The following is a 23,400-nucleotide window of genomic DNA, read 5'->3' as shown; positions in this document are numbered from 1 at the left end:
GGTGTTCTCCGGCTTACGACAGTTCCAAGGCCGGCGACTCGATGCCGCGTGCCTGGTCGATCTTCTCGGCGACCTTGAAAGCTGCTTCCAGCTCGGTGCAGCCGTATTGCTGCATGAGCTGGTAGCGCTCTGCCTTCTCTTCGGGTTCGGTTTGCGCGAGCGCGAGGTACAGGCTCGGCGGCACGGCGCGGAACAGCACTTCCATGCTCTTGGAGAGGATGACGCCCTCGGTGAATTTCCCCGCCTCTTTGCGCGCCGAAAGCATCAGCGCTTTCTGCGCGGGCGAGAGTTCGCGGAACCGGGCGATCTTCTCTACCTCGTCCGGCGGCATCGACAGGCAGATCCACCACTCGATCATGTTGAGCATGGGTTCCGCGGCGCGCGGCAGATCGTCGATATTCTGCGTCGCGAGCCAAAACCAGGCACCCAACTTGCGCCACATCTTCGTGATCTTCACGACGTAGGGCGCGAGCAGCGGGTTCTTGGTGATGATGTGCCCTTCATCGGTCACGTTGATGATCGGGCGGCCCAGGTACTGGTCGCGCTCGGCGATGTTGTTCACCGTGCTGATCAGGCTGATGTAGGCGATGGAAAGCTGCGCGTTGTAGCCTTCGCGGGCATAGGTCGCCAGATCGACCAGGGTGATGTCGGCCTCGGGCCACGGCGTGCCGTCGCGGTCGAACATTTCGCCATCGGTGCCTTGACAGAACATGTCCATGGCATCTGCCATCTCCAGCAGCCGCACGCGCCGCATCTCTGGCAGCGTTGGGTCCTGGCCGCGCTCGCGCAGCGCGTTGCGCACGTCGCGCGTGAGCACCGTGCGCTTCTCGGCCACGCAATGCTCGGCGGCGTCGAGGATGCACTGGCGGATGAGCGAGCGATCGGCCCGCGTCATCCGGGCCTCTTCTTTATCCTCGCCGCCGGTGATCATCAGCCGTGCGGTGATTTCCAACTCGCCGAGTACGTCGCGCTGCTCGTCCGCTTCCATGGCCGATGCATCGGGTGGCATGTCCTCGTCCAGCACATCGGCATCCAGCGTCTGCACGTCGCTCGGCGTTTCGATCAGCCGACGCGCGTCGGCGAACGGCGCCAGGCTGATGCCCGAGCCAGGGGCCAGCTTGACCCGGTTCACAGTCAGGCCCAGGCGCTTGGCGAAATCGCTGAACAAGCCGAAGCTGTTGCCGGCTTCCACGATGAAGAGGCGCGGCCGGTAGATGGCCGTGACCTGGTTCAAGAGGTTGTTGAGCGTTGCGCTTTTGCCGGAGCCGGTGGGGCCGAACAGGAACAGGTGCGCGTTCATCTGCCGATCCAGGCGGTTGAGCGGGTCAAAGGTGATCGGCCCGCCGCCTCGATTGAAGAACGTATTACCCGGATGGCCCGTGCCCTGGCTGCGGCCCCAGGCCGGTGAGAGGTTCGCCACGTGCTGGGCGAACATCAGTTGGGTGAACCAGTTCCGTCGATCCTGGCTCGGGTTGTAGCAGCACGGCAGCCAGCGCAGATAACTGTTCAAAGGCGCGACTTCATCGTCCTCGCGCACGGGCTGCAAACCGGCGTTAAGCATCACGTTCGCCAGATCAAGGCCGCGCCGGTCCAGTTCGGCTTCATCCCGGCCGCGCAAATAGAACGCCAGTGTTCCCCGGTACAGCTTGTGCGCGCTGCCGATCAGCGAGCGGGCCTCCTGCACATCCTTGAGCGTCTGTTCCGATGCCAGTGTTTCGCCGACTGCCTTCTTCGCCAGGTGGTTCAGGTGCGATTCGAGGATGTCCTGGGGGGTCGCCACCATGGTCAGACACATCGTCGTGTCCTCGGGCATCTGATCGAACAGCGTATTGATCGCATCGCCTTTGCGAGTTTCGCCAGTCAAATGCCCCGTGCCGGGCGGCATGCGCAGCCGGTCAGTGACCAGCACACGATGCGGCATGCCGTCGAAGTGCCAGGTGCCGTGCTCCGCGTCCGAACGTGGCTGGCTGAAGAAAAGCCGCTGGCTGAAATCCCGTCCGCTCGCCAGCTCGATCTCACCGTCTTCTGTCTCGTCGGGGTAGCGTGCCAGCGCATAGAAGCGTTCGCGGTCCTCGACCCCAGGGCCGAGCAGCGTGGGACGCGGGTTAAACCACCGCAGTAGCCAGTCATGGACGTCGGCCGCGACCATGCGCCGGGCCTGGATGCCGGCGTTCGCCAGCCCGCCACACAGGCGATCACAGACGATGTTCAGCATCTGCTCGGGCGTCTGGCCGCGGCGGCTCGCCTGCCCGGTGGCCCGGCGATAGACGACCATGCGCACGCGCCGCGTCTGGCCGCGCCAACGCAGCCGCGTGACCACCGTGTCCTCGAACAGCCCGCCCGGCTTCGCTACCGCGCGCAGGTGGTGTCCGAAGAAGCGAAGGTAGAACTCGGTGAAAGCCGTATTGCGGGCGCGCGGCTGCACGTAGTCGCGCAGGGTCTGCATGTACTGGTCGAAGCTGGGTTCGTCCTGGGCGTAGAGCTGGAGTACCCAGGGGTTCTCGTCCAGTTCATCGAACGAGTCCTGGAGCGCGTTCTCCAAGGCGTCGCGGGCATGCGCGAGCCAGCCGGGTTCCCGGCCCTCGGTGCCCAGCGGCACCAGCTCGTAGAATGCCGCGACCGATTGCCCGTCTTCCAGCAGCATGGACTTCGAATCGGGCAGGAACTCCACCCAGGGCAGGAATTCCGCGAACGACGGCGCGACGTCGTACAGCGCCTGCTCGTCGGCCACGGTCGCCGGCCTGCGGCCATGGACCGCCGTGCCGGGTTCTGGGATGCCGGCCTGGCGCAAGGCCTCGACGTGGCGTTGCCAGCCCTCCGGCCGCTCGTCATCGCCTGCGCCGGATGCGGCCAGCTTCGGCGCGGCCGACTTGTGCCAGGGGAGTTTCCAGCGCATCAGTAGTCCTCCACGCGCTCGCCCGGCATGGCGTACTGCACGCGCTGGTACAAGGGAAAAACCGTCGTATAGCCCGGCACGGGCACCGGGTCCGTGCCTGCCAGGTGCGGGTACACGTACATCACCAGGTCGGGATTCGGCAGGCGCTGGAACTGGCGATAGACCTCGTTGCGCGCTGTGCGCGTGTAGCGCATCTGCTCGGCGGGCGCGGCCTGTACATCCATCTCGGTCAGCGGCCGGCGCAGGCTCTGGCGCGCGTCGAGCAATTGCCTGCGTGCCACCTGGCCGGCGCCACCGCCGCCGTCACCGGCGTTCTGCTGCCAGATGTCCATCATCGTGCTGTCGCCGTGGGGCAGCAGCTTTTCCTTGCTGGTGGCGCAGCCGCCGAGCACCGCGACGGCAAGGGCCAGCGCCAGGCCCTTATTCAAGTTCGAGAGCATGGCTTTCTCCTGCACGGTGATCGACCTTGCGACCTTCGGGATCGAAATCGATGGCGAGCGGCTTTTCGAGGTGGACGGCGACCTTTGCGCCGGGTTGGACATAGACGGCGGCGAAGGCCTGGCCGTACAACTTGTTCACCCAATCGGCCATGTCGCGCACGCCACCGGCCAGGATGCGACCTACGGCCTCGTTGCTGGAAATGCCGACGCTGCCGATGGAACCGTCTGCGCCCACGTAGGACATCTGACCGCTGTCGCTGTCGATGAGCGAGGCCACGCCAGCACCCGCCGCGGTGATCAGCGCCTGCGAACCGAGGTACTGCTGGGCGTTGCTGCGCCGCTCTCCGCTGACGCAGGGAATGCCATAGGGATCGCTGATCCAGCCCAGGCCCCCACTTTGAGAGTTCTGCTGCTGGTTGTTCTGCTGGTTGCCGTCGCGGTCTTCGGGAATCGTCCGAATGGTCCCGTCATGGAACACAAAGGTGATGCTGCGCACCTGGCCGCGCACGCAAGAGAGCGTCCAGTCGCCCGAGGCCGTGCCGGAAAACACGGCGCCCGCCACGTCGGGAATGTCGATACCGTTTGCCGTGAGATTGTCGGGACCGACCAGGACTTTGAACGGATACGGATCGTTGACCGTACCGTCGATCGGCACGCGGCCGATCAGCGCCGTCATTGCCACCGATCCCATCAGCGTCGAGTTGGTCGGCACCGTATAGACCGGCTTGGCGCTCTTGACGCCTGCGGCGCGGGCGCCCGCGTTCGCCACGGTTTGTGCCGTGGTTTCCAGCGTGCTCTGCGCGGGGCCGAAGCTCGTCGGAAAGCTCATGCCGCCACCCGTGCCGCGACTGCCGTTACGCCCATCAGCGGGCTTCGCGTCGTCCGGCTCGACCCAGCGCACGCCGCCTTCCATGCCTGCCTCGTCGCCGTTACGCAGCCCCAGGCCCACGGGTAGATCGGCGTGGCCGCCGCCGCGCCCGCCGATGCCTTCCAGGCGCCGCTGCAGGTCGGCGAGCAGTCCCTCGGTCTGCTGGCGTTCGCTGGCTGCCTGCTGCTGGTCGCGGCGCAGGTTGGAGCGCTCGGTCTCCAGCGCCGAATTGATGCGCTGGTCGATCGAGTTCTCGCGTTGGCGCAGGCGCTGGTTCTCTTCGCGCTGGGACTTGTTGTCGGACAGCGCCGTCTGCAGTTCGGTGCGCAACTGCTTCACTTGCGCCACGAGCGTCGCCACGGTATCGCGGGGGGTATCGCCCTCGATGCCCAGCGCCTTCATCTCCTCCGGCGTGAGCTTGGCGCCGGCATCCGCAGCGGGCGGCGCCGACGAGCCTCCACCCGAAAACAGCCGGATGGCGACGAACAGCACCAGCAGGGCCACGGGGATCATTAACCACTTCAGGAGTCCGTTACTGCGCATGGCGGGCCTCCTTGTCGTCGGTGGCCTCGGCTTCGGGCTGCGGCAGATGCACGGCTGGGTCGAAGCGGTTGATCGCCGGCAGCAGCGATTGCGCGAGGCCGTGCCCCCGCGTCACCAAGTACAGGACGGTCGTGTCCTCTGGCGTCCCGCGCGGGCCGAGTGCTTCGTGCTGGAAGGTGGCGGTGAGGAAATCGCCCTGCAACACGCGCGGGTCCAGGGTGATCCAGCCGCCGCTGCTATTGGTGAGGCGCACGGCTGTGACCCACTGGTCTTCCAGACGCCACGAGGCGAGCGCAACTGCGCGCACCGGCAGCGTCGGCACCAGCGTGCCGAGGTCGAGATCGCGGCGCAGGTTCACCCGCATGACGCCCGGCAGCGGCTCCACGGTGCGCAGCGGTGCGTAGAGGTTCTGCGCGGCGAAGCGCGTCAGCACGACCGGAACCGGGGTTTCACGCCGCGCTGCCCGCGCGCCTGCCTGGTCCTGGGCGCGCGCCGGGGCGTCGTCTGCTCCGTCGGCTTGATCGCCATAGCGCGTCGGGGCGCTGTCGCCCTCGACGATGCGCACCGGCTCCAACTCGGCTTCGCCGTCCTTGGCCGGCTCGGCCGCGATATCGAGCAGAATCAGCGCGCCCGTGTCGGCATCCTGCAATTGCAGCCGTGTGGGCTCGATCGGCTCGCTCGCGCGCAGGTACACCGCGCCGCCCGCACTCTGCACCCGCAAGCGCTCGCCGACGCCCGCGGGCACGCCCACGCGGACGTTCCGGTTGATAAACACGACGCGCTCCTGCCCGACACGCAGGGGCACGGCCAGGGGCATGCGTTCCCAGCGAAGGATCTCCACGGCCTGGGCAAAAGGAGCCGAGGCGACGGCCAGCAGCCCCAGCAGTGCGAGTACAAGGTGCTTCATGGGGTTTCTCCTTGAGGCGCTTGCGGAGACAGGCCGCCAGGTGCCGGGCGCGACGGCTCCGGTGTGCTGATGCGCTGGGGCGCACCCTCGTAGCAGTCGAGCGCCAGGCCAAACGGATTGCGAGCGGGATCGATGTCCACCCGCGTGACTTTCACGGGGTAGCGCACCAAAGCCCGCTTGACTTGTTCCGCCCCGTAGTACTCGTCTGCGGTGATGTCCAGCGTCACCACCCAGTCGCGGTCGGACACCACGCGCACGCGCGCCGTGGGGTCGTCACCGTAGCCGCGACCGGGGATTTCGTAGATGCCGCGCACGCGCTGACGCAGCTCGCCCGTGGAGCGGCGATAGTCGTAGTCCGCCCGCAGGAAGGCCTGGCAGGATGGGGTGAGGTACGGCGAGAGCGTGTGGAGATTACGCGCATAGTCCTCTTCGCCATTTGTCGGCCAGCGGTTGAGGGTCTGAAACACGTAGAACGTGAACGCATAGACCGATTCGGGCGGCACTTCCCACCACTTGCGGGTACTGCCGGAGCGCAGATCAGGCGGGACGTGGATGGTCAGGTCGCGCGGAGCGCTCCACCAGCCGCCGCCCATGACCAGGGCGACGATGACCAGCGCGCCAGCACCCAGGCGAAGCGTCTTGATGTGCGCCTGCAGATGGGTGATCTCGTTCTTGAAGCGGCTCATCGTGCCCCCCTTGCAGCAGACCTTCGGGTGGTCCAGAAGCCGGAGCGTGAGATCAGCACATGGCCGCCCACCCAGCCCGCCACCAGCGGATAGCGCGTGGCGATGCGCCACTGGAGTTGCCGATACAGCCAGGTGTCGGGACGCCCACGCTTGAGGCGACGCAGGATGCCGCCCCCGATGAACACGCCGAAGGCCACGCCCAGCACGACGAACGTGGGCGCGAGCGCGATCGTGCGGAACACCCAGGACAGCGGCGCACCGACCAGCAGGCCGGCGGCGCCGGACAGGCCGCAGCAGATCCACAGCTCGTCGGCGGTGAGGCCGCGCACGACAACGGGATGGCGGTTGAGCCGGTGCGGAAGGAACGTGACCGTCCCGTCAGCACGGACGTGCTGCTGCTCGGACATACCGGCCTCGCCTTACAGGATGCCGGTGGCTTCGGTGAGCAGCCAGATGCCGATCACGAGCAGCACCGCGCCGATGGCGACCGTGAGGCCGAATTGGCCCCAGGTTTTGCGACCAGTGTGGATTTCCGCGTAGGTGCCGTAGGCGTGGTAGCACACGCCAATGAACATCGACGCCACAACCAGCAGGGCCACGAGCATGATGATGTCGTAGCCGTAGTTCCTGATCGTTTCCATGATGCCGTTGCCCGTGCCGCGGGTCGGGTTCTCCAGTTGCGGCAACCCCTGCGCGAACGACAGCGCGGGCAGCGCGGCGGCGCCCAGAGCCACGGTGGCGCGCTGGACAAAACGGGAAGTGAGGATGCGGTTTTGCATGGTCAGGCCTTTCAGGTCAGGAGAGGAGGAAGAAACTCAGGACGAGGTACATCGCGACGAAGCGGATGCAGACGCCGAGGAACTGGCGCTGGTTGAGGTGGCTCTCGGACCACCCCACGTAGGCCGTTCGGATGGCCCAGACGCCCCAGACGAGCAGGACCGCGAACACGACGCCGACCAAGACGGTCGCCATCGCGGAAGGCGCGATGCCGCTGTTGGCTTGAAATGCCGAGACCTGGGCGCCGTTCATGGCTTGACCTCCGCGGTCGTCGGCGATGGCTCGACGGCCCGCTCAGTGCGGTAGTCGCCGGCCAGTTCGGAGGGGTCGCGCGGCTGGGCACGCGAAGGTGAGAGGTGGGCCTGGATACCGGCGCGCACGCGCGCTAGGTCAGCCAGCAGCCGCGGGTAATCGAAGTGGTAGCGCTCTCCCGGCTGGATGGGGGCATGCGCGGCGCTGTCGGCGACGGTGCGCTCCAGCGCGTCGAGCTGGCGCAGCGCCGCGACCAGTTCCTGGCGCTGCGTGGGGGGCTCGGCCAACGCCATCGGGGACTGGCCCAGCAGGAGGGCCGTCACGAGAAAAGTGGGCACGCCGCGATGCGCGGCGCGCAGCCAGATCGGAGCCAACATCGCGCCATTCCTGTGAAATCAGCAATGGCTTGATCGTGGAGATCAGGGCTGCTTTAGGCCACAAACAATAGGAACTGGGGCCGACCGGATTAGGTGCGCAGCGATCCGCAAATACAGGAGCGAACGACGCTTTGTTCTACAGTGCGTCCCAAGAAGATGGCTGTCCAGCACCCGGCCACAAACCCAGGGCGACGAGCCGTTGTTCCTTATCAGGCCACTCTTGTTTGCTGCGGCATGCGACTGTCCATCGCGCCGCGGCAACGCTGGGCTGCTGAAGGAGCGCCTGGAAGTAGATCGCATCCACGGGGGACAGAGAGTGGCCAAGCACGACGACCTTCTGGATGGCTCCCAACGCCTGAAAAAACGTCCTATGCTGGGCGATCAGTTCCTCGGAACGCTTGAAGGTGGCTGAGAAGTAGTCGTCGATGATGTCGTTGGCTTCAGCCACCCGGGTATCGATCTCCTCGATATCCGGACGGTCGTTGAGCGAGGGGCGGGATTGGGGATTCCAGGCGTGGCCCAAGACCAACTCATCGTCTGCCGCATCGGATCGGCCGTGGATGTGCAGAACACGTGCCAGATCGATGCCATAGAGAGTGTCCAACGTGCTCGTGTAGTTGAAGGTCAGGAACAGCGCCTGTGGATCCAGCGTCGCAAGCCGTCGCGGGGCGGTGTCGTGTGTCGGGATGGGCAAGTCTCGGATCCATTCGGCAAAGCGCGTCCGAAGCCCCTTGGACAGTCGCTCGACGACGTTCCCCACCTCGTACTGAAAGTCGTGGTGCCCTGAATCACTCCAGTCCTCGGCACCATAGGCCCCCATGAAGTGCCCCAAGTTGTCGACCAGCATATCGGCATCCAGTTCAGCCAGGGCTAATTCCAAGTCGCACCAGTCGTCTCCGGCTGGAAGGTAGTCCTCGACCTCGCGATGAATGTCCCGGTCTGTGGCCAGGACATACTCCTTGAACTGTCCGAGGCCCGATGGAATGCCGTGCCACAGGTCGAATCCATTGCCGACTACATAAAGCGTGGTGGGGTGCACGGTGTGCTCCTTAGGTCCCAAGAATCCGAAGTGTCTGGGCATTGAAGGTTATGGTCGATATAGTAATATCAAATAGCGTAAATAACCCATTTGAGGAGTCAGTCATGAGCGTCGTTGCAGACCGTCTCGGCGTGTCGACCCTTGTGGGTACGCCCAAAGAGATTCAGGCTCAACTCGCTCGGTCGCAGGCTGACCACGTGCTGGTGGTGGCGTTCGACCACATCAAGCCCAGTGTTTTCGCGGCATTGGCGGAAAACTTCACCAACGTCGCTTCATCCATGTTCGAGGTGCTGCTTGAACGTCAGGACCGCGAATCGCTCGAACGGCTGGCAGAAATGCTCGTGCCGCGCAATCCGCTGTCGCCCCGGCTGCTCAAGGAAGCGAGCCTGCTGGTGCAGGCGCGTAAGGCGGTGTTGGAAAGTGGAGACTGGTTGACCGCCGCGAACATCGCACAACTCGCGGAACTGAGCACCCGGAACCCGAGCGCTCAGCCCAATAAGTGGAAGAAGCAACGCCAAATCTTCGCTATCAACCACGGTGGCATCGATTACTTTCCGGACTACGGGCTGGATCGTGACGCTGGTTTCCGTCCACTGAAATCGCTGGCCAAAGTGATTGAAACCTTCGAAGGACACAAAGACGGCTGGGGCATGGCTTATTGGTTCCGCTCCGAAAACAGCTTCCTGGGTGGAAATCGTCCCCAGGATCTACTCGCTTCGGCACCGGACCGTGTCATTGCGGCCGCTGTGGATGAAATTCTTGAAATGACCCATGACTAAGCGATGCGCCAATCTGCCCGCCGATGGCGAGCCACCTAGTGAACCATCCTCGGCCGCGTCTGAGCCTTCGCACAACGACGTCGGTGCCTACGATGCCGTGCTCGAATTGGCCGACAGGATCGGAGTGTCCATTGTCCAGGGGAAGAGTTGAATGGAATGCTTCCGGATCGATGAAAGTGGTTATACCGGCTTTGACCTGATGAACCCTGAGCAGCGGTTCCAAGGAGCGACGGCCATCGCCATTGAGGATGACGAGGCCGGGCGCCTGATCCGGGAGCACTTTCCCAAGCTTCAGGCGGACGAACTCAAGTACCGGGCGTTGGCTCGGCGCCCAGCCAATCACCCCCGTCTGATGGCGCTGCAGCGCGACTTGCTAACCGACCACAAGTGCGTGACCTACGTCTGCGACAAGCGCTACCTGTTGCTGCTGATGTTCCTGGACTACGCGGTCGAGCCGTTCTACTACGAGCGCGGCATGGACTTCTACGAAGACGGGCAGAACTACTCGCTTGCGTCGCTGCTGTATACGGTTGGACCGACGCTCCTCGGCAAAGGCGCGCTCGACCGGCTGTTGGTCAGCTTCCAGCGCGCGGTGAAGGAAAAGAGCTCGGAGGCGCTTGGGAACCTGATCGATGCGGCGTGCGCATCGCGCTGGTGGGAACTGCCGGAAGCGCTTGGCCCGCTTGCGCAGTTCGCTGCCCCTGAATGCCTGAAGGCGATCGTCACGCCGGGCGTCAACACCGATGCTGCTTTCGTGGTGCTGCAGTCCCTGGTCAGTCGGATGGAAATCATGGCTGACGGCCCGTATCGGGTCGAGCACGATCAGTCCAAGAACCTGCTCACTTATCACGACCTGCTGCAGCGGTACATCCGCCATGAGAAACCGATCACGTTTCGTCAATCGGAGATCGCCAGCATCACCTTTCCGCTCAAGCTTCAGTCCGTGACTCAGATCGATTCAAAGCACAGTCCTGCAGTGCAAGTGGCGGACGTGATGATCGGCGCGGCCATCGAAGCGGCGAATACGCTTACCGGACAACGCGCCGGGGTACTGGATGCCGAGAAGGTCATGGCGCTGTACGCCGATCATCAACTGATCCATATGCTGCCCTCGATCGACTTCGAGGAGCAAAAGCGTTTCCGTCAGGGATCCCAAGCGGGGCAGGTCATCGACTATTTTGCTGAGAACTTCCACAAACCGTAATAGCGAATGGAAGCATGACCCGCCTGTGCCTACTGCGCTGGCGACCGATCAACATCATCAAGGACGCCATCGAAGCGTCTTCCTGTGTAGAGGGGGCTGCATGGCAAGCATTCATTCGGAGTACCACCGCTTCTTGGCGCACTTGGCGCAACGCCAGGTGCATGACGACGTGTGCCGGCTCGCGCATCTGGTGCTTGATCACCTGCAACCTCTGGCTGAAGTTGGTGCAGCGCGCCGTGGACGCTCCACCCGCATGGCGCCACTGGCCGTCGCCCATTTGGCGCAGATGCCGGTCGCGTACCAGGGAGATGGCCACGGACCCGAAGTCGGGCCGGCGCTGGGGCGCCTGCGCCAGCTTGAGGTGGGACCGTTTCGCGGATTCATGCGGCAAGAGACATTCGACCTCAGCCACGACATCACTTTGGTCTATGGCGCCAACGGTACCGGCAAGAGCAGCTTCTGCGAGGCGCTGGAAGTGGCGATGCTCGGCTCCATCAGCGAGGCCCAAGTCAAGCGGGTCGACCAACGGACATACTGCAACAATGCCCGGTTGCGTCGCCATGTCGCGCCCGTCCTGTCTTCCGGAGCACCAGACCAGGCCCAGGCTGTGCAGCCCAACGAAGCGGAGTACCGCTTCTGCTTCATCGAAAAGAACCGCCTCGATGACTTCGCCCGCATCGCGGCGCGTACTCCGGGCGATCAGCGGCAGCTCATCGCTACCTTGTTTGGCGTGGATCAGTTCAGCGACTTCGTGCGCGGCTTCAATCCCGCGCTCGACCAAGACCTGATGCTCGTCGGCGCCCAGGCTACTCAACTCGCGCAGCGGCGCTTGCAGTTGGCGAACTCTGAACAGACGATCGCTGCTTATCCGCAAAAGATCGCGGCGGTGGAGAACTCCGAGCAAGCGCTGGCGCAACGAATGTCGCCCGGCGCGACGTACCAGGCTTGCGTTGACTGGCTGCTCGGCACACCGGAGCAGCAAGGGCGGCTGCCGTACGTCCAGGCGCAACTGGTTGCCGTCCCACCTGCCGTTCATGAGGTGAGCCAAGCGCGGCTGCAGACGCTGCTGGATGAGGCTTATCACCTTCAAGGCCTGTGGCAGGCGGCCACCGGACAGCTTTCGGCGCGTGCTGGGGAAGTGTCGTACGCTAAGCTCTACGAGGCTGTGCTGGCCTTGACTGACGGGGCGACCACCTGTCCCGCATGCGGAACCGGATTGGCTGCTGTCGCACAGGATCCTTTCGCCAAGGCCCGCACGGGCCTGGAGCAGCTCGCGCAGTTGGCCACCCTCCAGCAGCAGGAAGCCGGCCTACGGACGCAGTTGAGCGAGGCGGTGCGGGCGCTGTGGGACGAGATGCGTCGGGTAGTCGCGGTTGGCGCAAACGCTTGTCCTGCACAGTTGCAGGCAGCAGGCCTGCCTCCATTGCCGCCTACCTCGACAGGCGCCTGGCTTGGCGCATGGGTCGATGGCGACCGGCGTGCCTGGAACGCTCTGCTGCAGGTCACGGAAATCATCGAGCGCGCCGACGCGCAAGCCCGCGAAGCGCATGCCCTGCGCGGGGCGCTGGCCCGGGAGCGGGACGCACTGGACCAGCACCGGCTGGAGATCGAACGGCTGCGGACCATACGCATGACAGCCGACCAAGAAATGGCCGCTGCCCGCCAGACCGTGGCCCAATTTGACGAGGCGAACCGTGAGTTGATCGAGTCGGTCGCAACCGAAGTGCCGGTAGTCGCGCACCACCTGCGGGTCAAGGCCGCCTACGACGGCTTCTTGCCCGAAATCCAAGCCTACTTGGCCGCATTGCCGGGCGTGCTGCTCCAGGGCCTCGGAGAACAGGCACGCAATCTGTACAACGCATTCAATCGTGCTGATCCGCCTGGCGACCTCTTGCACGCGTTGTGGCTGCCTGTCGCCGAAAACGGCAAGATCGAAGTAGAGTTCACCGGTGAGCCTGGCGTGCGCTATGACGCGCTGGTGGTCTTCAGCGAAGGGCATATCAAGTGCCTGGGTCTGGCGATTCTGCTGGCGAAGAACATCGCGCAGGGGTGCCCCGTGGTCATTTTCGATGACGTCGTCAACGCGATCGACGATGACCATCGTGACGGAATCTGGCGTACCTTCTTCGAGGATGGCTTGCTCGTCGGCAAGCAGGTCATCCTCACCTCACACGCCGAGGAGTTTCTGCACCGGATCCAGCAGGAATTGGGCGCCCGGCGGGCCGGGTCCATCAAGCGCTACAAGTTCCTCCCGCACCAGGGCGAGCATGAGCTGCGCGTTGACAGCGATCCACCGACGAAGAACTACGTCCTGTTGGCCCAGCAGGCGTTGGCAGCCGATGAGAAGCGTGAGGCGCTGCGCCAGGCGCGGCCCGCGCTGGAGAGTCTGACTGACCGTCTCTGGACTTGGCTGGGCCGGCGAGCAGATGGGCGCATCGAACTCAAGCTAGGCGGGCCACGCTCCCCCTGGGAATTGAACAACAAATGCGCAAAGTTGAGATCAGCCGTCGATCGCATCTCCGCGCAGCATGCTGGCGCGCCAGACGTCGTTGTCGCTTTGACCCGGCTGCTTGGTGTTGGTGCAGGAAGCATTGAATGGGGGTGTCTCAACAGCGGTGTCCACGATTCCCAGCGAGACCACGAGTTCGACCGCTCCTTAGTGAGAGTCATTGTCGAATCGATTACGGCGTTGGACGCTGCGTTAGATGTTCTGCAGAACCGATGAGCACTACAGCCACGCGGGACAGCATTCGCCTAAAGGTATTTCTTGAAGCTGCCCGCGGTCAGGCTCACGGCCAGCCCCAGCAAGGCGGCGCTCGGCAGCAGAATCAGCAGTGGATGCACCGAGATCGGCAAGGCCAGGTACGTGACCCAGGGCAGAACGGCCAGCGGCATCAGGCTTGCTTTCGCGCGGTGGTAGATGAAGCCCGATTCGCGGCCCGCGCCGAACCGGCGCACGTCCCTCCGCACTAGGCCGTCGATCAGGCCGACGAATGCCGCGGTGAGGATCAGCGGCAACGTGAGCACCAGGACCAGCAGGCGCACAAGGAAGGTCAGCGTCGTGAAGGCTGCGGCGATCAGGTAGCTCTCGGTCCAGACATAGGCCTGGCTGATGTAGTAGCGAAAGTTGCGTGTCTGCCCGTGGCTGGGTGCACGGGCGCGCTCGGCGGTCTGGCTCATGCGCTCCAGCAAGCCCGAGCGCACGAACACCCATTCGTATCCGGTATCCACCAGCTCGTGCGCCGTGCGCCCCGGTTCCTGCACGACCACGCTGCGCGTGAAGTGGTTGGACAGGTGCCCCAACTCGTACTGCAACATCTGCTGGGAGTGTCGCCAGCCCTCGTCCTTCCAGAACAGGTGCATTCCGACGCACTCCACGACAATGGAGAACAGCAGCGAGCCGATCAGCACCCCCAGCAGCCGGAACGGCAAGGTGATGGTGCCGACGATCAGGCCTTGGCGCTGGTTCTGCTCCCGCTGCGCGGTCGAGGCGGCATCCTTCATGGCGAGGCCTCATTGCCGGCGCTGTCGTCGGTGGCCACCGGGCCAGGTTCGGCCGCAGCGGCATCATCCAACAGGTCGTCGGGCAAGGCCCCGTCCTGCAACGCCGGGGAACTGGTGAACTCCCACCACTGCGTGGCCTCGCTGTAGCTCTGGCGCATGTAGCCCGCCAGTTGTTGCAGATCCTGCGGCATGACCTCATCGGGGTCCGGTGCCGGCAGCGGCATGCGAACCTTCCAAAGCTGGCCGCCCTGCAACAATGCGAAACATTGGCCCTTGGGTAAGGCGACGACGTGCGACGGCTCGATCATCGGCACGCTGGACATGCTGATGCGGTCCTGCGTGTTGCTGGTGAAGTCCGTCGCGCCGCGGATGTCCGAGCTGTCGGTCGCGCCGGAGACGATGGTGGTCGTATAGACCTCGACCTTCGGCAATTGCCGGGTCAGCAGTTCGGCGGTGGCCGTCTCCCTGACCCTCAGCATGAACAGATTGTTGAAATTGCCAATCACTTGACCCGCTTTGGCGCGGTTCCCGATACGGGCCTCGATGTCCGAAAGCGTCTGCGTGTACGCGGTGACCTGCAGACCGGCGCCGCCGCCTTTGTTGATCAGCGGCACGAACTCGTCACCCATCAGTTCATTGAATTCATCCGCGTGGACGTTGATCGGCACGCGCGTGCCAGCCGATGCGCCCGGCAGGCCGTCATCGATCCCGTGCTTGTAGATATGGCCTGCCACCGAAACGAGATCGCTGAACATCGAGTTGCCGACCGCTGCGGCGACCTCGGCATCGGATAGCGCGTCCAGGCCCACATAGACGACTGCGCGCTTTCGGATGACCTGCATCCAATCGAAGATCGGGCGGGGGTCGGCCAGGTCGGAATAGTTCGGCGCCAGAAGCTGGGAAATCTTCCCGCTGGTGAGCTTCTCCAGCAGCGGCAGCAAAGACGCGACGATCTTGTCGAAATACGTCTTGTCGTAGCGAACCGCCGAGCGCAGGCCGTCGAGCACCGGGTCGTAGTTACGGGCCTGGGATAGGTACTGCTCCAGCGCCACCACGCGCTTCTCGCGCCCAATCATGTTGCGCGGGATGTTCTTCTCGTTGAGCTTGGCCTCGATCTGGACGATCACCTCCCAGGCTTTGGGCTCGGTCTTGGCGAAGTAGTGCTGGGCGTACTCGATGAACAGCGCGTCGATGTTGATGACGTGCCGCTGGATCAGCATGTAGTCCGGGCGCTGCCCCAGTTCCACCAAGGCGCGGGCAATGATGTTGACGAAGCGCCACGCGAATTCCCTGAAGGCTGCGCTGTTGCCTTCGCCGGAGAGCTGCCCCGCGATGCGGGTGGCGACTTCCGAGATGCGACCGAATCGGCCTACGGCGTTGTAGCGTGCCGAAATGTCCGGCCACCCCAAATGGAAGACATAGAACTCGCCTTCGCGGCCCGCGCGCTTGGCCTCGACATACATCCGCTTCAGGAGATCGGCATCTCCTTTGGGGTCGATGACGATCACGACCTCGTGTTCGCCCGCGGCGTTCCTCCGGCGGATGTCTTGAGTGACGAAGAGTTCGGCCAAACGTGTTTTGCCCACCCTTGTCGTTCCCAAAACCAAGGAGTGGCCCACGCGCTCACCCAGCGGCAGGCTGACGTCCACCTCGTCGGGTTCGATGCCGTGCAGGCGCGGCAGGCCGCCCACTGGCGGCAGCGGCCGCACCGGATTGAAAGGCACGTCCCAGCCGGTGAGTTTCGATAGCCGGGACAGCGGGAACGGCGCGAACTCCAGCCGTTCCTCCAGGCGCCGGGCCAGCCGATAGGCCGGCGTCGGCTCGACGTAGCGCCGAAACTCTGGCCGGTACGTCTGCATGAGCCTATGGGTGTGTTTCTGCTCCCACAGAAAGCCGCGTCCCACAAACAGACGTTGCTGGCTGACCGGCACGTCCTTGCTGGTCATCACGTAGCGCGGCAGGCGACGGATGTTGCGCCGGTAGCACAGGATGACGCGGGCATCGCGGTAGCGGATCGCGCCATAGGCTCCGAACGCCAGCGCGCTGCCGACACCCATGGCGGGGCTCAGCGCGAGCGACCACGGGGCCACCAGGGACAGAAACGCGGCGCCTGCACACGCCGCGACGGTATATAGCTCCACCGCTGGGCGAAGCAGAACCTCGACCGGCTGTTTCCCCGACATGGCTTCATTGCTCGATGCCGGTGGCCGTGACTAGCGCCGGGTAGTGCCGCAGGCCCAAGCGCTCGGCCAAGTCGTCGCCGGACACGGGCGCAAGCGGCACGCCGGACGCCAGTGCGCGCAGCCGCGCCAGGCCTTGCACGGTCTCGACGTTGACCACCAGACCGACCGCGCCGCGCTCGCGCAATGAGGCTGCATGGCGGCGCAACCAGGCCTGGGAAGCCTCGTCGTCGCCCACGACCACGAAGGGACGCAGGCCCGGGGCCTCGATCACCCGCCGCGCGACGGTGCCGGGCGTGAGCTTGGCGCTGCGCACCGGCAACATCGCGGCCTCATCCGCCGGCGTGGCCGGGATCTGAGTCGCAGGGATGGGCGATCGGGCCGGAGTGTTGGCGCGCGGCTGGAGGCTCAGGGCTTCGTAGTACGGCAGCGCCGACGTGCCGCCACGGTCTTCGACCAAGATCAGCGGCTCGCCGGCACGCGAGGCCAGCGGCAGACCCGCCAGCAGCACGAGCAGGCCTTTCGCCGCGAGATGGGCCAGATGGGATTTCGTCATGGGGTGGTCTCCTGGCGCGCGGCGAGGACCGCGGCGGTTGGGCGCGTGCCCTGCACGCGGGCGAGGTGGCGGGAAACGCTCCGCCGGTAGCGGGCTGCGGGCTCGCCCCCCGCGGGGCGGTGGTAGCGGCCGATCGCCAGCAGCCAGTTCTCCCCCGGGATGTGCTGCTCCTTCAGGATCTCGGAGGCGATGGCGAGGTTGCGGTACGGATCGAGCAAGTCGCACGGGCTGGTGAAGCGGTGCTTGTGGTAGCCGAGGTTGATCTGACCCAGGCCCGCGTCGATGCGCGTGTGCGGCGTGGAGCGCATCGCCTGCTGCAAACCGGCGCAGGCGTCGGCGCGGGTCGCATAGCGGCGCGATTGGCCGGCGACGTTGAGGGACCACGGCCACGGGACGATGCGTCCGTTCCGCCGGATGCCGCTCTCCTGCAAGGCCACGGCGTAGAGCACCGTGGAGGGAATGCCCGCACGTTGGGCGGCAAGCTGATAGGCCGGAGGCGGAACCTCCTGGGCATGGACGGCGCAGGCGTACAGGCCAGCAGCGATCACCAGTACGCGAAACCGCGCCGTCAGGGCTGGCGCTGCCATTGGCCGTTCACCTCGCGCACGACCGCGGGCAGATCGCCGGGCAGACCCAGCGACAGCCAGCGGCCGCCGTCGTGGTTGAGCGTGATGGTGCCGCTGCGCACCCGTGTCGGGTCGATCTGTGCGCGCTTGGCCCAGTCGCGGATGCGCGCGTCGTCCTGGCGGCTGCCGACCATGTACAGGTCGAACTCGGTACCTGAGGATTGCAGGCGTTGCACGAGCTGTCCGCAGGCCGCGCAGCCGTCCTTGACGAACACCGCCGTGCGGCCGCCGCCGCGCACTGCGCCGCCGCTGGGTTTGTCGTCAGGCAGGTTCACCCGTTGCATGCCGGGGTTCAGGCGCTGCCAGGCTTCGTCGTAGGCACGTTGATAGGCAAGCAGCTTCTCGACGCGGCGCGCTTCGATTTGCACCTGCAGTTCTGCGTAGCGCCGCCGTTCCTCGTCGGTGCGGGCCTCGATGCCCAGGGCGGACAGAGGGTCCAGGTTAGGCGAATAGATGCCCAGCGGCCCGTCCATCAGCTCGCGGTATAGCGCCCATTCCTGCGGTTGGAGGCCCCAGTCGCCTGCTACCTGGTCGTCCGGGGTTCGGGCGACCAGCGGACGCTCCTGGTTCTGCGCATTGCGGGCCGGGGCGGTGACCGGCTGCTGCGCCCAGGCGGGCAATTGGGCGGATGCCAGCAGGAGCGCGGAAAGGATGATCGACGGATTCATGTGGTGTGCTCCGGTCAGGGAATCGCCACGCGACGGGTCTGGTTGCCGGCCTGGAACACGGCGGTGTTGCCCTCAATCGCCTGTAAGTGCCACGGGCCGAGCGCATCACCTGGCAGCAGCACCTGAAGCTGGTCAGGCGTGAAGTCCGCACTGCTCGGCGCAACGGACACGCTGCGCTGGCCAGCGCGCAATTCGGCGCCGACGACGCGGAACGGCAGCGGCGGCGGTTCGGGCTTGGCGGCGGCCTTGCCCGATGCGCGCGGCTGGGCGGGTGCTGCGGCGCGCGGAACGGGCGCAGCGGTCTGGCGCGCCTTGATCTGCTCGACCTCCGCGCGCAGCGCCTGAAGGTCGTCGGCAGCGGCATAGCCGCTCAGCGTTTTCTCAACCTGGGCAGCGCGTGCTTCCAAGACTTGGCGGGTGTCTTTGAGGTCTGCCGCCGTTGCGACGGCCGAACGCTGCTGGATGGCCTCGATCGACTCGACCAGGCCCGCCGCCCGGGCTTCCAGGCGTTGCAGGCGGGAATCCAGCCGTTCCTGGTCGGCCTGGTCGTTCATGGTCTGGTAGCCCAAGGCTACGAAGACGCTGAGGCCGATCAGCCAGAGCCACAGAAGGCTCTGCACCATCACGACGGCGGCCGGGCGCCGGGCAGACTGTGGGGCGCTCATGGCTGGCCTCCCGAAACCGAAGGCTCCAGCGGGAACGTCTGCACCGCCTCGGCGGCGGGTGGCTCGGATGCGGGTTCGATGACCGCGCTGTCGGCGGGCCGTTCGAAGCAAATCTGCCGTGCGCGATCATCCGCGTGCAGTTCCCAGGCCGGGCCAGCCAGTGTGAGCAGCGCATCGCGCAAGGTCATGGGGCCGAGGTGCAGGTGCGCCGCCGGCAGCGGCAGCGCGTACAGCTCGATTACCGCGTGCGCCGTCTGGCACAGGCTGTAACCGCTGCGCTTGAGCACATGCCGCAGCCCATCGCCGACGGTGGCGCGGGCATCTTCGGGCATGGACACGTCGATGGTCTGCAACAGCAGGTCGCGTTGCGCCGCTCTGGGTGCCAGCTCGACCAGCGTGTAGCGACCGTAGCGCACGACGGGGATGTACTCGGGCGCCTCGGGTTCGGGCGTGGCCAACACTTCCTCGATGGCATCAGGTGCGGGCGGCGCAGTCGTCGTAGCGCAGCCGCCAGCCAGCACCGACCAGAGCAGGCCGAGGACTCCTGCCAGCAGGCGGCGTTCGGGATGGTGAAACCAAGGTGGAGAGGGGCACATAAGCTCGGCGTCCTGAAACAACGAGCCCTCACCATCGCCGCTAAGGCCCGGGGCAGCAGCAAACAATGCGAACCACGCTGCGTCCGATTTGCCGGCAGCGGTCTAGTCGAACAAAAGCGGCCTTGAGGGCGCCGAAACGGAAAAGCTCAGTCGCGGTCGGCGGATGGAGGCCGGCCGCTTGACTGCTACTATTTGTTAAAACACCAGTGGACGGGGGCGTAAATGAGGGTTTCTCGGGTCAGGTTGATCAATTTCGCCAATTTCTCGGATGTTGATGTCGAGACGGGGGAAAGTATCGTCATCGTGGGAGAGAACAAGGTTGGCAAGAGCAATTTCATTCGCGGCCTGCAGTTGATCCTTGATCCGGGCTTGTCTGAACGCGATCGACAACTGGGGCTTGAACATTTCTGGGACGGACTTGGCGAAGACAAGGTTGGTGCGACCATTGAGGTCTCTGTGGATCTAACGGACTTCACAAACGATCCCCGGCTGATGGCTCACCTCAACGATTGCGTGATTGATCCTGGCCCACCCATGGTGGCCCGACTCACCTACCGCTTCCAGCCTAAGGCGGGCCTGGGGCGCGCCCCGGAATCGTTGAAGGACTATGAGTATGTGATCTTCGGTGGCAACGATCCCGAAATGCGTATCGGCGGCGCACTTCGCCGGATGTTGCCAATAGATGTTCAGGTAGCCCTGCGTGACGCTGAGAAGGACCTTGCGAGCTGGCGCAATTCGCCATTGAGGCCACTCATTGAGGATCTTGCCGCGTCGTTGGATGATGACGCCCGTGAGGAGATTCAGAATCAGGTCGACCAAGCACAGCGAGAGCTGGCTGGACACGAGGAAGTGGTAGCGACAGCAGAACGGATCAGCGAACGGCTGATCGCAATCGCCGGGGGGCAACATGCTGTCCCGGTATCGCTCGGACTTGCACCTACACGAGTGGATGCATTGCTGCGTAGCCTTCGGCTGCTTATCGACAACGGTGTTCGCGGTGTCGGCGATGCCAGCCTAGGAACGGCGAATCTGATCTTCCTGGCCTTGAAGAGCCTCGAACTCGACCGTCTCGTCTCCGAGGGGGAGCGCGACCACACATTCTTCGTCGTCGAGGAGCCCGAAGCGCACCTGCATCCGCATGTCCAGCGTCTTGTCTATCGCTACTTTCTCGGCACAAGAGCGGAAGATGAGGACGAAGCCCCTCCACTGACGACAATTCTCACTACTCACTCGCCGCATATCGCAAGCGTTACACCGATTAGGTCCATCGTTCTCCTGCGTCATAACGCAACGGACGGGAAAACCGTCGCGGTTTCGACCGCGAACACACCTTTCACACAGAGGGATGAAGACGACCTCCAGCGCTACATCGACGTCACTCGCGGAGAAATATTATTTTCCCGGGGAGTGATTCTGGTTGAAGGGGACGCCGAGCGCTTCATCATTCCCGCGTTCGCCGACGCCCTCGGGATTCCTTTCGACATACTTGGAATCACTGTGTGCTCGGTCGGGGGGACGAACTTCACTCCTTATGTGAAGCTTTTGGGCCCTAAAGGGCTAAATATTCCACATGTAATTTTGACAGATCGCGACCCGGTCAATGGCAAACCTCCACTAGCCCACAGGCGATTAATTAATCTCTTAAACGAGGTCGATGACGAATATGGTTACGATGACCTGGATATAGATGAGGTGCTCAAATACGCCGCAGAGTTTGGATACTTCGTCAACGAGAGCACGCTGGAATCCGACCTATTTGCCGCCGGAATGACCGAGGCGATGAAGTCGGTAATCGAGCAGGAGTTGCCGCTGAGGCAAGTCACCCGGGACGCATTGCAAGAGTGGGTGGATGATCCGGATCAGGTCGATGAAGACCGGCTGCTGAAGTTGATTGAACGGATTGGCAAGGGGAGATTTGCACAGGCACTTGCGCCGTCGGTGTCTGAGGACGTTTGCCCGGCCTACATTCGCTCTGCGCTGGAGCATATCCGCGATGCCGTCGCGTAACGTCGGTACAGCCTACCTGGCGCAGGCTGCCGAGTTGGCTGGAAATCCAGGGCAGTTGGCAGCTTACAACTCTCAAGGACATTGTGTGGTACTCGCTGGTCCCGGGAGCGGTAAGACCAAGACACTCGTCCTAAAGCTCGCCCGCATCCTGGCCGAAGACGTCGAGGCCCCTCGTGGCGTTGCGTGCATCACTTATAGCCAGGAGTGCGCTCGCGAACTCGCTCGCCGAATTGAAAACTTGGGACTTCAGCAGGCACCTAATCTTTTCATTGGTACGGTCCATGGGTTCTGTCTGCGTCATCTCTTGATGCCGTATGGACGCCTGGCCGGCCTGCCCATATCTTTCCCACTTTCGGTAGCCACTCAACGAGTCAGTGATCGGTTGTTGAAGCAAACTGGAGATGCGCTTTTCGGCCAGAACCATCCGTACAAAGTTATTGACCTCGGGCGGCATCGCCGTTCCGTGCTCAATCGAAATAGCGTCGCTTGGCGTAGCGAGGAGGAACTCGCTGCCTGGGCCGAGGCCTACGAGGCCGCTCTGCGCGACGAGGGGCTGATTGACTACGATGACATGGTTGTCTTCGGCCAGCGTTTGATCGCCGAGCACGACTGGGTACTACCTCTGGTTCAGGCAAAATTCCCCGTGCTCGCGGTGGATGAGTACCAGGATTTAGGCGTGGCACTGCATCGCATCGTCAAACGCCTTGCCTTCGACGGGGGTGTCCGACTTTTCGCTGTCGGGGATGCGGATCAGTCGATATATGGATTTACGGGAGCTGATGGCGCGTTGCTCATGGAATTGGCGGCTCGCAGAGACATTGAGCCTGTCCAGCTTCAATTAAATTACCGTTCTGGTGCAGGGATCGTGACTGCGTCAGAGATGGCGCTTGGAGAAGCCCGAGGCTATCAAGCGAGCGATCCTGCGCGACAAACGACCATCGAATTTGTCCTGCGCCCGGGTGGTATGGCGGACCAGGCTGCGCACGCCGTCGCGCAGATCATTCCGGCGGCCTTAGCCTCCAAGCCGGGACGAACACTGGGCGATATCGCGATCCTATACAAAGACTATCGCGCAGGCGATATCGTGGCTGAAGCTGTGGCAACCGGTGGTCTCGATCACATCCGTGTGGATACCGCAGCACCTTACCGCAAGGTTGCCCTAACAAGTTGGGTAGAAGATTGTGCGGCGTGGTGCGCGGGTGGCTGGCGTGTTGGACGCCCACAATTGCGTGGACTACTCGACCGCTATCGCGCATTTCATCGGGCGAGCTTGGACGATTCACAGGCCAAGCGCGAAGAGCAAGAGCTAACCGCCTTGCTATGGGAGCTGCGTGCTGACCAGCAACCTGCGCGAGAATTTGTTGCTTCGCTGCGCAACGGTGTAGTGGATCATCTGCTGGCGGCTGAATTGGCGCTCGCTGATCAGAAGGAGCAACTGGATCGCATGACGGCAGCGCTCGCTGAAGGCGGTGCACTGGCTTCGCTAGACATCACGAGTTTGGGCGGTCGGGACGGTTCGCCCGATCACCTGAATCTGCTGACACTGCATTCCGCAAAGGGCTGTGAGTACGACGTCGTCATCATGGTTGGACTCGACCTCGGAAATCTGCCGTGGCGCAATGAAACTCCAGAGAAGTTGCGCGAAAGTCGCCGGCTCTTCTATGTGGGACTCACACGTGCTCGCGACGAGGTCCACATGCTGTATTCGGGCTTCGTTGATGGCCGCTATGGCCCTATGCGCTTTGGGCGCTCGCCATTCCTTGATGAGCTGGAGGCGCGAATGCGTGCCGCTGGCATTTGAGTGTGAACCCGGGAATCTGGAGTGTCGGT

General features: G+C 64.0%; 22 protein-coding genes. 5 read left to right on the top strand and 17 right to left on the bottom strand.

Going from position 1 to position 23,400, the window contains the following annotated elements:
* Positions 1-13: 13 nt before the first annotated feature.
* From WD006_RS08285 to WD006_RS08240, 10 genes are all read right to left on the bottom strand, one after another.
* A complete protein-coding gene (locus WD006_RS08285; protein WP_009876609.1) occupies positions 14-2,896 on the bottom strand; it encodes a conjugative transfer ATPase in 2,883 nt (960 codons plus the stop codon).
* Entirely contained in the window at positions 2,896-3,336 is a 441-nt protein-coding gene (locus tag WD006_RS08280; RefSeq protein WP_003158644.1) for a TIGR03751 family conjugal transfer lipoprotein, read from the bottom strand. Before WD006_RS08280 ends, WD006_RS08285 begins: the two co-directional genes overlap by 1 nt.
* The gene (locus WD006_RS08275; RefSeq protein ID WP_011871453.1) at positions 3,317-4,747 is read right to left on the bottom strand and encodes a TIGR03752 family integrating conjugative element protein; all 1,431 of its coding nucleotides are present in this window, start codon (positions 4,745-4,747) and stop codon (positions 3,317-3,319) included. The genes WD006_RS08280 and WD006_RS08275 overlap by 20 nt, the downstream gene beginning before the upstream one ends.
* Positions 4,737-5,654, bottom strand: coding sequence for a TIGR03749 family integrating conjugative element protein (locus WD006_RS08270; RefSeq protein WP_009876606.1), 918 nt, complete (start codon positions 5,652-5,654; stop codon positions 4,737-4,739). The genes WD006_RS08275 and WD006_RS08270 overlap by 11 nt, the downstream gene beginning before the upstream one ends.
* A complete protein-coding gene (locus WD006_RS08265; protein WP_009876605.1) occupies positions 5,651-6,340 on the bottom strand; it encodes a PFL_4703 family integrating conjugative element protein in 690 nt (229 codons plus the stop codon). The genes WD006_RS08270 and WD006_RS08265 overlap by 4 nt, the downstream gene beginning before the upstream one ends.
* Positions 6,337-6,747, bottom strand: coding sequence for a TIGR03750 family conjugal transfer protein (locus WD006_RS08260; protein WP_003158639.1), 411 nt, complete (start codon positions 6,745-6,747; stop codon positions 6,337-6,339). Before WD006_RS08260 ends, WD006_RS08265 begins: the two co-directional genes overlap by 4 nt.
* Before the next feature lie 12 nt (positions 6,748-6,759).
* Positions 6,760-7,119: a TIGR03745 family integrating conjugative element membrane protein gene (locus WD006_RS08255; protein ID WP_009876604.1), complete on the bottom strand. Its 360-nt coding sequence runs from the start codon at positions 7,117-7,119 to the stop codon at positions 6,760-6,762.
* A gap of 16 nt (positions 7,120-7,135) precedes the next feature.
* Positions 7,136-7,369, bottom strand: coding sequence for a TIGR03758 family integrating conjugative element protein (locus WD006_RS08250; RefSeq protein WP_009876603.1), 234 nt, complete (start codon positions 7,367-7,369; stop codon positions 7,136-7,138).
* Positions 7,366-7,746 carry an RAQPRD family integrative conjugative element protein gene (locus tag WD006_RS08245; RefSeq protein WP_009876602.1) on the bottom strand — a complete coding sequence of 127 codons (381 nt, stop codon included), beginning with the start codon at positions 7,744-7,746 and terminating at the stop codon, positions 7,366-7,368. The genes WD006_RS08250 and WD006_RS08245 overlap by 4 nt, the downstream gene beginning before the upstream one ends.
* A gap of 136 nt (positions 7,747-7,882) precedes the next feature.
* Positions 7,883-8,785, bottom strand: coding sequence for a bacteriophage abortive infection AbiH family protein (locus WD006_RS08240; RefSeq protein ID WP_017514686.1), 903 nt, complete (start codon positions 8,783-8,785; stop codon positions 7,883-7,885).
* A 104-nt stretch (positions 8,786-8,889) separates the two neighbouring features.
* Here WD006_RS08240 and WD006_RS08235 point away from each other — a divergent pair, with 104 nt between their 5' ends.
* The 3 genes from WD006_RS08235 to WD006_RS08225 all read left to right on the top strand — a co-directional run bounded on the left by WD006_RS08235 (position 8,890) and on the right by WD006_RS08225 (position 13,493).
* A complete protein-coding gene (locus WD006_RS08235; RefSeq protein ID WP_011871451.1) occupies positions 8,890-9,564 on the top strand; it encodes a hypothetical protein in 675 nt (224 codons plus the stop codon).
* 151 nt (positions 9,565-9,715) lie between these two features.
* On the top strand, positions 9,716-10,768 hold the full coding sequence (locus tag WD006_RS08230; protein ID WP_011871450.1) for a DUF3800 domain-containing protein: 1,053 nt from the start codon (positions 9,716-9,718) through the stop codon (positions 10,766-10,768).
* 100 nt (positions 10,769-10,868) lie between these two features.
* Positions 10,869-13,493, top strand: a complete 2,625-nt coding sequence (locus WD006_RS08225) for an ATP-binding protein (protein WP_011871449.1) — start codon at positions 10,869-10,871, stop codon at positions 13,491-13,493.
* A 29-nt stretch (positions 13,494-13,522) separates the two neighbouring features.
* Here WD006_RS08225 and WD006_RS08220 read toward each other — a convergent pair whose 3' ends face one another.
* Genes WD006_RS08220 through WD006_RS08190 form a run of 7 tightly spaced genes read right to left on the bottom strand, consistent with a single transcriptional unit; the run spans position 13,523 to position 19,563 of the window.
* On the bottom strand, positions 13,523-14,272 hold the full coding sequence (locus WD006_RS08220; RefSeq protein ID WP_009876598.1) for a TIGR03747 family integrating conjugative element membrane protein: 750 nt from the start codon (positions 14,270-14,272) through the stop codon (positions 13,523-13,525).
* Positions 14,269-16,455 (bottom strand): type IV conjugative transfer system coupling protein TraD, encoded by a 2,187-nt coding sequence (gene traD, locus WD006_RS08215; protein WP_011871448.1) that lies wholly within the window; start codon positions 16,453-16,455, stop codon positions 14,269-14,271. Before traD ends, WD006_RS08220 begins: the two co-directional genes overlap by 4 nt.
* A 4-nt stretch (positions 16,456-16,459) precedes the next feature.
* The gene (locus WD006_RS08210) at positions 16,460-17,008 is read right to left on the bottom strand and encodes an integrating conjugative element protein (RefSeq protein WP_009876596.1); all 549 of its coding nucleotides are present in this window, start codon (positions 17,006-17,008) and stop codon (positions 16,460-16,462) included.
* Complete coding sequence (locus WD006_RS08205) at positions 17,005-17,595, bottom strand: transglycosylase SLT domain-containing protein (protein WP_009876595.1); 591 nt, start codon at positions 17,593-17,595, stop codon at positions 17,005-17,007. Before WD006_RS08205 ends, WD006_RS08210 begins: the two co-directional genes overlap by 4 nt.
* A complete protein-coding gene (locus WD006_RS08200) occupies positions 17,577-18,302 on the bottom strand; it encodes a TIGR03759 family integrating conjugative element protein (RefSeq protein ID WP_009876594.1) in 726 nt (241 codons plus the stop codon). Before WD006_RS08200 ends, WD006_RS08205 begins: the two co-directional genes overlap by 19 nt.
* Positions 18,303-18,316: 14 nt before the next feature.
* Positions 18,317-18,967, bottom strand: a complete 651-nt coding sequence (locus WD006_RS08195; RefSeq protein ID WP_009876593.1) for a hypothetical protein — start codon at positions 18,965-18,967, stop codon at positions 18,317-18,319.
* On the bottom strand, positions 18,964-19,563 hold the full coding sequence (locus tag WD006_RS08190) for a PilL N-terminal domain-containing protein (protein WP_020924956.1): 600 nt from the start codon (positions 19,561-19,563) through the stop codon (positions 18,964-18,966). Before WD006_RS08190 ends, WD006_RS08195 begins: the two co-directional genes overlap by 4 nt.
* 243 nt (positions 19,564-19,806) lie before the next feature.
* Here WD006_RS08190 and WD006_RS08185 point away from each other — a divergent pair, with 243 nt between their 5' ends.
* Positions 19,807-21,570 (top strand): ATP-dependent nuclease, encoded by a 1,764-nt coding sequence (locus WD006_RS08185; protein ID WP_134315833.1) that lies wholly within the window; start codon positions 19,807-19,809, stop codon positions 21,568-21,570.
* A complete protein-coding gene (locus tag WD006_RS08180) occupies positions 21,557-23,371 on the top strand; it encodes an ATP-dependent helicase (RefSeq protein ID WP_020924957.1) in 1,815 nt (604 codons plus the stop codon). Before WD006_RS08185 ends, WD006_RS08180 begins: the two co-directional genes overlap by 14 nt.
* Positions 23,372-23,400 lie beyond the last annotated feature (29 nt).

Source organism: Cupriavidus sp. Met-2 (assembly GCF_049843575.1).
GTDB classification, from domain to species: Bacteria; Pseudomonadota; Gammaproteobacteria; order Burkholderiales; family Burkholderiaceae; genus Cupriavidus; species Cupriavidus metallidurans.
The sequence above is the reverse complement of the archived record's forward strand: the minus strand, read 5'-3'. Positions and strand labels throughout refer to the sequence as shown.

What these genes read in the sequence shown, in the direction of transcription:
- traD (WP_011871448.1), bottom strand. Translation starts at nt 16,455, where the DNA reads ATGTCGGGGAAACAGCCGGTCGAGGTTCTGCTTCGCCCAGCGGTGGAG.
- WD006_RS08205 (WP_009876595.1), bottom strand. Translation starts at nt 17,595, where the DNA reads ATGGCAGCGCCAGCCCTGACGGCGCGGTTTCGCGTACTGGTGATCGCT.
- WD006_RS08265 (WP_009876605.1), bottom strand. Translation starts at nt 6,340, where the DNA reads ATGAGCCGCTTCAAGAACGAGATCACCCATCTGCAGGCGCACATCAAG.
- WD006_RS08210 (WP_009876596.1), bottom strand. Translation starts at nt 17,008, where the DNA reads ATGACGAAATCCCATCTGGCCCATCTCGCGGCGAAAGGCCTGCTCGTG.
- WD006_RS08260 (WP_003158639.1), bottom strand. Translation starts at nt 6,747, where the DNA reads ATGTCCGAGCAGCAGCACGTCCGTGCTGACGGGACGGTCACGTTCCTT.
- WD006_RS08200 (WP_009876594.1), bottom strand. Translation starts at nt 18,302, where the DNA reads ATGAATCCGTCGATCATCCTTTCCGCGCTCCTGCTGGCATCCGCCCAA.
- WD006_RS08285 (WP_009876609.1), bottom strand. Translation starts at nt 2,896, where the DNA reads ATGCGCTGGAAACTCCCCTGGCACAAGTCGGCCGCGCCGAAGCTGGCC.
- WD006_RS08195 (WP_009876593.1), bottom strand. Translation starts at nt 18,967, where the DNA reads ATGAGCGCCCCACAGTCTGCCCGGCGCCCGGCCGCCGTCGTGATGGTG.
- WD006_RS08225 (WP_011871449.1), top strand. Translation starts at nt 10,869, where the DNA reads ATGGCAAGCATTCATTCGGAGTACCACCGCTTCTTGGCGCACTTGGCG.
- WD006_RS08180 (WP_020924957.1), top strand. Translation starts at nt 21,557, where the DNA reads ATGCCGTCGCGTAACGTCGGTACAGCCTACCTGGCGCAGGCTGCCGAG.
- WD006_RS08235 (WP_011871451.1), top strand. Translation starts at nt 8,890, where the DNA reads ATGAGCGTCGTTGCAGACCGTCTCGGCGTGTCGACCCTTGTGGGTACG.
- WD006_RS08190 (WP_020924956.1), bottom strand. Translation starts at nt 19,563, where the DNA reads ATGTGCCCCTCTCCACCTTGGTTTCACCATCCCGAACGCCGCCTGCTG.
- WD006_RS08255 (WP_009876604.1), bottom strand. Translation starts at nt 7,119, where the DNA reads ATGCAAAACCGCATCCTCACTTCCCGTTTTGTCCAGCGCGCCACCGTG.
- WD006_RS08230 (WP_011871450.1), top strand. Translation starts at nt 9,716, where the DNA reads ATGGAATGCTTCCGGATCGATGAAAGTGGTTATACCGGCTTTGACCTG.
- WD006_RS08280 (WP_003158644.1), bottom strand. Translation starts at nt 3,336, where the DNA reads ATGCTCTCGAACTTGAATAAGGGCCTGGCGCTGGCCCTTGCCGTCGCG.
- WD006_RS08245 (WP_009876602.1), bottom strand. Translation starts at nt 7,746, where the DNA reads ATGTTGGCTCCGATCTGGCTGCGCGCCGCGCATCGCGGCGTGCCCACT.
- WD006_RS08250 (WP_009876603.1), bottom strand. Translation starts at nt 7,369, where the DNA reads ATGAACGGCGCCCAGGTCTCGGCATTTCAAGCCAACAGCGGCATCGCG.
- WD006_RS08270 (WP_009876606.1), bottom strand. Translation starts at nt 5,654, where the DNA reads ATGAAGCACCTTGTACTCGCACTGCTGGGGCTGCTGGCCGTCGCCTCG.
- WD006_RS08275 (WP_011871453.1), bottom strand. Translation starts at nt 4,747, where the DNA reads ATGCGCAGTAACGGACTCCTGAAGTGGTTAATGATCCCCGTGGCCCTG.
- WD006_RS08220 (WP_009876598.1), bottom strand. Translation starts at nt 14,272, where the DNA reads ATGAAGGATGCCGCCTCGACCGCGCAGCGGGAGCAGAACCAGCGCCAA.